Raw genomic sequence first — 9,582 nt, 5'->3', positions numbered from 1 at the left:
TCGCCGGCATCGGCGACGGCTTTGGTCACCTCAGTGTAGAACGCCTTGTCGGGAGCTGCATGGCCGCTGCCGATCGCATTGGCCTTGTGATGAAGATGGCGTGTCGCCAGGTGCGGATGCAGCGTGATTTCGTCGGAGCCGCCGAGGCCGAAATGGAAGATCCTGGCCTGCGAGTGGTCGATCCATATCACGGCATGGAAATGAGAGGGCATGGATTCGGGCCTTGTGCGAGAGGAGTCCGCCCGCGGTCGGCGCGGCGGCGCATGTCGCGGCGACATTATGCGGGACGGCGCCGCCTCCGTTGACCCAAGTCAATTCGATGCCGGCTCGACAAGCGGGGCAACAGAGGCCTCGCGCTCCGAAGGCGGCGCCCGCTCAGGCCGCCTTCGTCGCGGCTGCCCCCGGCTTCGGCGGTGGCGGTTTCAGCGGCTTGTCCTGCTTCTTCGACCACGAGATGTAATAGGCCACCGTCGTCATGATCGCGATGCCGGCGACGCTGACGAAGATCTGCGCTAACAGCGAACCCGAGCTCATCGAGAGCTCGAAATGGCCGACGAACGACAGGAACACGCCGACGCAGAACACGGCGAGCGACTGCTGGCCGCAGACGATCAGGGGATCGAACACCCTCCATTCCAGCCCCGGCCACTCCTTCGGCACGAAGCGGATCACCAGGATCACGATCACCACGAAATGGAGGAAGCGATACGGCGCAAGGTTGGTCTTGTCATTCGGGTTGAAGGCCGAGAACAGCCATTCCGGGAACATGCCGCCGAGGGTGGGGAAGCGGCCGGCCATGGTCATGACCAGCGCGAACAGGAGATAGCCGAGGCAGAGCCACAGCGTGATCGGCGAATTGATCAGCGTCATCGAGCGCCGGGCCCCGCCCATCGCGCACCAGGCGCCGAACACGAACAGCACCTGCCAGCAATAGGGATTGAAGTACCACTGACCGGCCGGATAGGCGGTCAGGTTCAGGCCGTAGTGGCGCGCGGCCAGCCACAGCACGATTGACAGGACCATCGTCAGGTCGGGTTTGCGCAGCATGAACCACAGCACCGGCGGAAACAGGCCCATCAGCACGATGTACAGCGGCAGCACGTCGAGATTGAGCGGCTTGAAGCGCAGGAACAGGCCCTGGCGCAACGTCTCGGTGGCGTTGTCGACGAGGCCGGCGACGTTGAACTCGTTGATCATCTCGGAATCGCCGAAGCGCAACGCCAGATAGCTGATCGAGGCGATGTAGATCACGAACAGGATGATGTGGGCGACATACAGCTGCCAGACCCGCTTGGTCAGCCGCGTGGCGCCGACGATGAAGCCGCGCTCCAGCATCATCCGCGCATAGACGAAGGAGGCGGTATAGCCGGAGATGAAGACGAACAGGTCGGCCGCGTCGGAAAAGCCGTAGTTGCGGGTCGTGATCCAGTTCACGACGTTGTCGGGGATATGGTCGAGAAAGATCGCCCAGTTCGCGACGCCGCGAAACAGGTCGAGCCGGAGATCGCGGCCCTTGTCGGGAAGCGTTGCACTGATGTTCAGGAAGGCCATGCGACGGGAGCTCTCGAAGAGATCGGATAGGCTGATGAGGCAGTGCCGCCGGGCGGAATCCCGGCGCCGAAGGCAGGTACGGAATTGTCACGGTGCAGCATAATGACTATACCGTTGGCGAGGGGCCGGGGGCCGGAATCACCGATCAAGTCCCGATCGGTTTCTCTATACTATCCCTGAGGTTTCCACCAACTGCCACCGTGACGCATCGAAATCGAACGAAAAGACGAAGAGGCCCGGACCAGCCATGACCGCACGCATTTTCAAGCCAGCCAAGAACGCGATGCAATCCGGCCGGTCCAAGACGAAGGAATGGCAGCTCGACTACGAGCCGGAGCAGCCGCGCTCGGTCGAGCCGCTGATGGGCTGGACTTCGTCCGGCGACATGAAGCAGCAGATCACGCTGCGCTTCCACAGCAAGGAAGAGGCGGTCGCCTATTGCGAGCGCAAAGGCATCGCCTACCAGGTCATCGAGCCCCAGGAATCGATCCGCCGGCCGGTCGCCTATGCCGACAATTTCTCGTTCCGCCGCGGAGAGCCCTGGACGCATTGAGGGGCGGGCGAGCTCTATCGGCACGTCATTGCCCGGGCTTGTCCCGGCATCCACGTTTTGGCCGCATGAGCTCGGCCTGCATGGTTCGAGACGCCCGCTTTGGCGGGCTCCTCACCATGAGGGTCTGATATCTTGCCGCGAAGCGTGACGTCATCCTGAGGGCCCGCCGGGGCGGGCGTCTCGAAGGATGGGCCGCAGGCAAGCTTCCCGCCACGCTTTTAGCCTCGGGGACGCTTAAGGTGGTTGGCATCAATTCCGCCACGTGCTTCGCTGCCTCGCGTGACGAGCTCATGGCGAGGCGGGGTATGGCGGGGCGTGACCAGCTCGACGGCGTCGATCTGAAGATCTTATCCGAGCTGCAGCAGGACGGGCGGGTGCGCAACAACGAACTGGCGCTGCGCGTCGGCGTGTCCGCGCCGAACTGCCTGCGGCGGTTGAAATCGTTGTTCAGCCGCGGCGTGATCCGGGCGGTGCGCGCCGTCATCGACGAGCGGCGGCTCGGTTATGAGGTGGTGTCGTTTGTCTCGATCCAGCTCGGCAGCCAGGCCCAGCCGGTGCTGGAGGCGTTCGAGAGCTCGATATCAGCGATCCCGCGCATCCAGCAGTGCTGGCGGATTTCGGGCGACACCGACTATCTGCTGAAATGCGTGGCGCCGAGCGTCGAAAGCATGCGCCAGCAGCTCCTGCATTTCGCGGCGATGCCGGATGTGAAGAACGTCCGCAGCTTCCCGGTGCTCGGCGTCGCCAAGGATGTGCCGCTGCCGTTGCAGGAGGTCGCCGCGGCGGCGCCGGCAGGATAGGATTGGAAATGCTCCCGTGCGGCCAAACCAGAATTTCATGCAATCCGAACAAGGATACATGAGTCACTCACCTAACTGTGACATGTGATTTGGGAAGCCCTGCAATGCGCTGAGCCGTGATTGTCGGTTCCCCTGCGCCGCCTAGATGCGAGGGGCGACCCCTCAGCGTGTTGGCATGCCGAGGCCTCTTTTGTGGGACCCTGAAGCAGGAAAAGACACCATGACATCGATTTCGAAGACGTTCGTCGCATCGGCGGCGACGCTGTTTGCATCCGCGTTTCTCATGATGACCGCACCCGCAGCGCAGGCGGAAGAATACTGCATCACAAACGGCGCTCAGGCCGCTCACGGCTGCGGCTATCCGACGATGGAAGCGTGCCGCGCCGCGGCGGGCGGTATCGGCGGCACCTGCTCGCAGAGCGGTGGTGCGAAGGCCTCGAACGACGCGTTCGCTCAGCAGCCGAAGCAGACCCACTCGCGCAAGCTCCGGTCGGGCGGCCAGACCAACTCGAACTAACGTCGCCAGTCGAGACCGGTTCAGAGACGTTACGGCCTCCGAGATCCATCTCGGGGGCCGCAGTTCATGACGACCACGCAGCGCACGCGCTCGCTCACCGGTACCGGCCGCGAAACTCGCGCGGGGACGTCCCGGTCCAGCTGCGGAAGGCGCGCGAAAAGCTCTTTTCGTTGCGGAAGCCGGCGATCTCCGCGATGCGCTTGATCGGCGTGCGGCCGCGCATCAGCTCCTGCTTGGCGAGCTCGAATTTCGCCTCTTCCTTGAGATCACGCAGCGAGGTTGCCTCCTCGCGCAGGCGCCGGTGCATGGTGCGGGTGGACAGCGCCAGCTCGCGCGCGACATCCTCGGCGCCGAGAATGCGCCCGCGCGCATTGCGGAGCACGCGGCGCACGCGCTCGACCAGCAGCCGGTCGCGCCGGTAGGGCAGCACGGTCAGCCGCAACGCGCCCTTGAGCATGTTGTCGAGATCGGCCGCGCTGCGCGTGAGCGGCAGCGACAGATAGTGCTTGTCGAAGACGATGCTGGCGCGGTTCGCATCGAAGCGGACGGCCCGGCAGAAGATAGTCGGATAGACCGAGACGTGGCCGGGCTGCGGGTAAGGGAATTCAGCCGCGCGGAGCGCGATCTGGGAATCGACGGCCCAGCACGAGAAGCCGAGCACGTAGCGGAACAGCGTGACCAGGCAGAACTCGCGGCAGGGCCCGAGGTCGCGTCGCTCACGGATCGAGACGACCGCGGTCTCGTCGCCGAGCTCGAGATCGAGCAGCACATCCTCGGTGACCAGGCGGTGATGCCGGCACCAGCGCTTGAGTGCGACCTCCAGCGTCGGCGCGGTGATCGAGGCGCGGCACAGCATGCCATAAGTGCCCCAGGGCAGCCGCCGCGAGAACCAGCCGAGCGCTTCGTCGTCGAGCTCGCGCATGGCATGGCCCGCCAGCGCCTCGAATTGGGCGGCGGTGACCCGTCCGTCCGGAGAATTGAGCAGGTCCGGCGCGACCTGGCCCCGGTTCAATGCCTCCGCGGGATCGCGGCCGTATCGCTCATAGGCGGCGACCACGCCGCGGACGAAGGCGGCGGGGGTGACGGCGCGGCGCGGGATCGCGGTGGCGGCTTGAAAAGGCATCGGAAATCCCTCCTGAAAATCCTCGCCAAGTTTGGCGGAAAATGCAACCTTTTCGACTGCAAGAGGGCCGGGACCCCGCTAGGTTCGGACCCCAAAATACGGAGGAAATCGCCTTGAACATCCCGAGCATCGACTTCGATCTGGGCGAAGACATCGGCATGCTGCGCGACACGCTCCGCGCCTTCGTGGAGGCGGAGATCACCCCGCGCGCGGCCGACATCGAAAAAGCCAACCTGTTCCCGGCAGACCTGTGGAAGCGCTTTGGCGACCTCGGCCTGCTCGGCATGACCGCGCCGGAGCAGTATGGCGGCTCCAACATGGGCTATCTCGCCCACATCGTCGCCATGGAGGAGATTTCGCGCGGCTCGGCTGCGGTCGGGCTGTCCTACGGCGCTCATTCCAACCTCTGCGTCAACCAGATCCGCCGCAACGGCAACGACGCCCAGCGGCAGCGCTATCTGCCGAAGCTGATCTCGGGTGAGTATGTGGGTGCGCTCGCGATGTCCGAGCCCGGCGCCGGCTCCGACGTCGTCTCGATGAAGCTGCGCGCCGACAAGCGCGGCGACCGCTACGTGCTCAACGGCTCCAAGATGTGGATCACCAATGGCGGCGATGCCGACGTGCTGGTGGTCTACGCCAAGACCGATCCGGAGGCCGGCCCGCGCGGCATGACCGCCTTCCTGATCGAGAAGGGTTTCAAGGGCTTCAGCCACGGCCAGCATCTCGACAAGCTCGGCATGCGCGGCTCCAATACCTATCCGCTGTTCTTCGACGAATGCGAGGTGCCAGAGGAGAACGTGCTCGGCAAGGTGGGCGAGGGCGTCAAGGTGCTGATGTCCGGCCTGGACTATGAGCGCGCGGTGCTCTCGGGCGGCCCGCTCGGGATCATGGCGGCCTGCATGGATGCGGTGGTGCCCTACATGCACGAGCGCAAGCAGTTCGGCCAGCCGATCGGCGATTTCCAGCTGATGCAGGGTAAGCTCGCCGACATGTATTCGACCTGGCAGGCCACGCGTGCCTATGTCTACGCCGTGGGCCGTGCCTGCGACCGCGCCGACCACGCGCGCAGTTTGCGCAAGGACGCGGCGGCCGCGATCCTGTATTCGGCAGAGAAGGCGACGTGGATGGCGGGCGAGGCGATCCAGGCGCTCGGCGGGGTCGGCTACACCAGCGAATTCCCGGTCGGACGGCTCTGGCGCGACGCCAAGCTGTACGAGATCGGCGCCGGCACCTCGGAGGTTCGCCGCATGCTGATCGGCCGCGAGCTGATGGCCGAGACGGCTTAAACGTTCACCTCATTGGAATCACCATGCCGCTCCATTCCAGCATCGATCCGTCTTCATCCGACTTTGCGCGCAACTCCGAGGCCATGCGCGCGCTCGTCGCTGACTTGCGCGAAAAACTCAGCCAGGTCGCCGGCGGCGGCGGCGAGGTCTCGCGCAACCGCCACACCGCGCGCGGCAAGATGCTGGCGCGCCAGCGGGTCGATCTGCTGGTCGACCCCGGCACATCGTTCCTGGAGCTGTCGCCACTGGCGGCCTACGGTCTCTATGGCGGCGACGTGCATTCGGCAAGCGTCGTCACCGGCGTCGGGCGCATCGCGGGCCGTGAATGCGTCATCGTCGCCAATGACGCCACCATCAAGGGCGGCACCTATTATCCCATGACCGTGAAGAAGCATCTGCGGGCGCAGGACATCGCGCGGCAGAATAATCTTCCCTGCGTCTACATGGTCGACTCCGGCGGCGCCTTCCTGCCGCTGCAGGACGAGATCTTTCCCGACGAGCGTCACTTCGGTCGCATCTTCTACAACCAGGCGCAGATGTCGTCGCAGGGCATTCCGCAGATCGCGATCGTGATGGGCTCCTGCACCGCGGGCGGTGCCTATGTGCCGGCGATGTCCGACGAGAGCATCATCGTGCGCAACCAGGGCACCATCTTCCTCGGCGGCCCGCCGCTGGTGAAGGCCGCGACCGGCGAGGTCGTCAGCGCGGAAGAGCTCGGCGGTGCCGACGTGCATTCGCGACAATCCGGTGTGACCGATCACTATGCGCCGCGCGATCCGCTGTTCGCGGCGGAGGAGATCTACGGCGTGGTGCCGGTCGACGGCAGAAAGCCGTTCGACGTGCGCGACATCATCGCGCGCGTGGTCGATGGCTCCGAGTTCGACGAGTTCAAGAAGCTCTACGGCACGACGCTGGTGTGCGGCTTCGCCCATATCTGGGGTTATCCGGTCGGCATCATCGCCAACAACGGCATCCTGTTCAGCGAGAGCTCGCTGAAGGGCGCGCATTTCATCGAGCTGTGCTGCCAGCGCGGCATTCCGCTGGTGTTCCTGCAGAACATCACCGGCTTCATGGTCGGCAAGAAATACGAGGCCGGCGGCATCGCGCGCGACGGCGCCAAGCTGGTGACGGCGGTGGCGACCGCCTCCGTGCCGAAGTTCACCGTCGTGATCGGCGGCTCCTACGGTGCCGGCAATTACGGCATGTGTGGCCGCGCCTACTCGCCGCGCTTCCTCTGGATGTGGCCGAACGCACGCATCTCGGTGATGGGCGGCGAGCAGGCCTCGATGGTGCTGAGCCAGGTCCGCCGCGACAACATCGAAGCCAAGGGCGAGAACTGGTCGAAGGAAGAGGAAGACAAGTTCCGCGAGCCGATCCGAGCGCAGTATGAGAGCCAGGGGCACCCGTATTACGCGACCGCGCGCCTCTGGGACGACGGCGTGATCGACCCGGCCGACACCCGCCTCGTGCTCGGCCTTGGCCTCTCGGCCGCATCGAATGCGCCGATCGAACCGACGAAATTCGGCCTGTTCAGGATGTGATGCGATGGACCGCTCAAAGCTCTACCGGCGTTTTCGCACGCTCCTGATCGCCAACCGGGGCGAGATCGCCTGCCGCGTCATCCGCACCGCCCGCGCCATGGGCCTGCGAACGGTCGCTGTCTATTCCGAGGCCGATCGCGACGCGATGCATGTCGCGCTCGCGGACGAAGCCGTGCTGCTCGGTCCCGCCCGGGCCCGCGACAGCTATCTCAATGTCGAGCGGCTGATCGAGGCCGCGCGCAAGACCGGGGCGGAGGCCGTGCATCCCGGCTACGGCTTCCTGTCGGAGAACGCCGAGTTCGCGCAGGCCTGCCTTGAAGCGGGGCTCGTCTTCGTCGGCCCGACCGCCGGGATGATGACTGCGATGGGCTCGAAGTCCGGCTCGAAGGCGCTGATGGAAAAGGCCGGCGTGCCGCTGGTGCCCGGCTATCACGGCGAGGCCCAGGACGAGGCGACGCTGTCGAAGGCGGCGGACAGGATCGGTTTCCCCATCCTGGTGAAAGCGTCGGCCGGCGGCGGTGGCCGCGGCATGCGGATCGTGCGTTCGGCGGCAGAGCTTGGGCCCGCGATCGTCAGCGCCAAGCGCGAGGCTCTGGCGGCGTTCGGCGATGACCGCATGCTGATCGAAAAATATGTCGACAATCCCAGGCATATCGAGGTGCAGGTGATCGGCGACAGCCACGGCAATCTGCTCTCGCTGTTCGAACGCGAATGCACGCTGCAGCGCCGGCACCAGAAGGTGATCGAGGAGGCGCCGTCGCCGACCCTCAACGCCGCGCAGCGCGACACGGTCTGCGCCGCCGCGCGAAAGGCGGCCGGAGCGGTGAATTATGTCGGCGCCGGCACGATCGAGTTCGTCTCCGACGGCAGGGACGTGTTCTTCATCGAGATGAACACCCGTCTCCAGGTCGAGCATCCCGTGACCGAGCTGATATCAGGCATCGACCTCGTCGAGTGGCAGCTGCGCGTCGCCTTCGGCGAGGCGCTGCCGCTCAAGCAGGACCAGATCCGGCTCAACGGCCATGCCGTCGAGGCGCGGGTCTATGCGGAGAATCCCACCAAGAACTTCATGCCGTCGGTCGGCAGGATCTCGACCTGGCGGCTGCCGGCGGAAACCGGGGGGCTGCGCATCGATGCCGGCTATCGCGAGGGCGATACCGTTTCGCCGTATTATGACGCCATGCTCGCCAAGGTGATCGCGTGGGCGCCGACGCGGGATGTCGCGATCGAGCGGCTCAATCGCGGGCTGGAAGAGAGCGACGTCCGCGGCATCGTCACGAACATCCCGTTCCTGTCGGCGCTGATGACGCATCCCAAGGTGCGGGCGAATGCGATCGACACCGGCTTCATCGAGCGCGAGCTGGCGGTGCTGACGCAGGCCGCGCCGGCGCCCGGCGAGCTCGAGCTTTGCGCCGCGGTGGCCGCGATCCTCAATGACGAGCGACAGGCCGCACGTGCGCAGGCGAGTTCGCCCTGGCAGACCTTCGGCTGGCAGCCGGTCGGCCGCCGCCAGCGCAACTTTGCCTTCCGTGTCGGGCACGGGCCGGAGCAGAAGATCACGCTGAATTACGGGAGTGGCCCCGCGACGCTGGTGATCGGCGAACGCGAGCTGGCGTTCACGACCACGGCGAAGGAAGGCGGCTTCGACTTGACGCTGGACGGGGTCAAATCGTCCGTCGCGGCCGTGATCGACGGCCATGAGCTTTACTTGCGCACGCGCAACGGCCGGTTCGACCTACACTGGGTGGATCCGTTCGGCGGCGAGAGCGAGGAGCATGTCGGCGAGGACAAGATCGCGGCGCCCCTGCCGGGCACGGTCGTCGCCGTGCTCGCCGTGGAGGGGGAGAACCTCGAGAAGGGCGCGCCGATCCTGACCCTGGAAGTGATGAAGATGGAGCAGACGCTGCGTGCACCCTTTGCCGGCGTGCTGAAGTCGATCAGGTGCAAGGTCGGCGACATCGTCCAGGAGGGCGTCGAGCTCGCCGTGGTCGAGCCTTCCGGAGAGTGACATGAGCGATCCCGTCCGCATCATCGAAATGGGGCCGCGCGACGGTCTCCAGAACGAGAAGACGCCCGTCGGCGTCGAGGCCCGCATCGCCTTCGTCGAGGCGCTGGTCGCGGCCGGCCTCCATACGGTCGAAGTCGGCGCCTTCGTCTCGCCCAGGGCGATCCCGCAGATGGCAAGCTCCGATGCCGTGCTGCGCGGCGTCA

General features: G+C 65.7%; 9 protein-coding genes and 1 pseudogene. 7 read left to right on the top strand and 3 right to left on the bottom strand.

The window, feature by feature from the left end; all coding sequences use genetic code 11:
* Positions 1-212: pseudogene (locus tag H1B27_RS39420) on the bottom strand (translational machinery protein); the annotation flags it as partial.
* 163 nt (positions 213-375) lie between these two features.
* A complete protein-coding gene (locus H1B27_RS39415; protein WP_061881494.1) occupies positions 376-1,551 on the bottom strand; it encodes an OpgC domain-containing protein in 1,176 nt (391 codons plus the stop codon).
* 247 nt (positions 1,552-1,798) lie between these two features.
* Between H1B27_RS39415 and H1B27_RS39410 the strand changes: the two genes are divergently transcribed.
* From H1B27_RS39410 to H1B27_RS39400, 3 genes are all read left to right on the top strand, one after another.
* Positions 1,799-2,104 carry an ETC complex I subunit gene (locus tag H1B27_RS39410; protein WP_008567648.1) on the top strand — a complete coding sequence of 102 codons (306 nt, stop codon included), beginning with the start codon at positions 1,799-1,801 and terminating at the stop codon, positions 2,102-2,104.
* Positions 2,105-2,409: 305 nt separating this feature from the next.
* Positions 2,410-2,904 (top strand): Lrp/AsnC family transcriptional regulator, encoded by a 495-nt coding sequence (locus H1B27_RS39405; RefSeq protein ID WP_061881495.1) that lies wholly within the window; start codon positions 2,410-2,412, stop codon positions 2,902-2,904.
* Between the two features lie 220 nt (positions 2,905-3,124).
* Positions 3,125-3,421 (top strand): DUF3551 domain-containing protein, encoded by a 297-nt coding sequence (locus H1B27_RS39400; RefSeq protein ID WP_197969748.1) that lies wholly within the window; start codon positions 3,125-3,127, stop codon positions 3,419-3,421.
* Between the two features lie 94 nt (positions 3,422-3,515).
* Here the strand turns inward: H1B27_RS39400 and H1B27_RS39395 are convergent, their stop codons facing one another.
* Positions 3,516-4,544: an AraC family transcriptional regulator gene (locus H1B27_RS39395; RefSeq protein WP_061881497.1), complete on the bottom strand. Its 1,029-nt coding sequence runs from the start codon at positions 4,542-4,544 to the stop codon at positions 3,516-3,518.
* 158 nt (positions 4,545-4,702) lie between these two features.
* Here H1B27_RS39395 and H1B27_RS39390 point away from each other — a divergent pair, with 158 nt between their 5' ends.
* From H1B27_RS39390 to H1B27_RS39375, 4 genes are all read left to right on the top strand, one after another.
* Complete coding sequence (locus H1B27_RS39390) at positions 4,703-5,830, top strand: isovaleryl-CoA dehydrogenase (RefSeq protein ID WP_283817058.1); 1,128 nt, start codon at positions 4,703-4,705, stop codon at positions 5,828-5,830.
* Positions 5,831-5,853: 23 nt separating this feature from the next.
* Positions 5,854-7,371, top strand: a complete 1,518-nt coding sequence (locus H1B27_RS39385; RefSeq protein ID WP_197969746.1) for a carboxyl transferase domain-containing protein — start codon at positions 5,854-5,856, stop codon at positions 7,369-7,371.
* A 4-nt stretch (positions 7,372-7,375) separates the two neighbouring features.
* Complete coding sequence (locus H1B27_RS39380) at positions 7,376-9,379, top strand: acetyl/propionyl/methylcrotonyl-CoA carboxylase subunit alpha (protein ID WP_197969745.1); 2,004 nt, start codon at positions 7,376-7,378, stop codon at positions 9,377-9,379.
* Position 9,380: 1 nt separating this feature from the next.
* The coding region (locus H1B27_RS39375; protein ID WP_512699751.1) for a hydroxymethylglutaryl-CoA lyase-like TIM-barrel protein at positions 9,381-9,582 on the top strand (202 nt) is incomplete at its 3' end.

The organism is Bradyrhizobium diversitatis, from assembly GCF_016031635.1.
GTDB lineage: Bacteria > Pseudomonadota > Alphaproteobacteria > Rhizobiales > Xanthobacteraceae > Bradyrhizobium > Bradyrhizobium diversitatis.
Note: the sequence above shows the minus strand (reverse complement) of the source record. Positions and strands in the feature narration are given on the sequence as shown.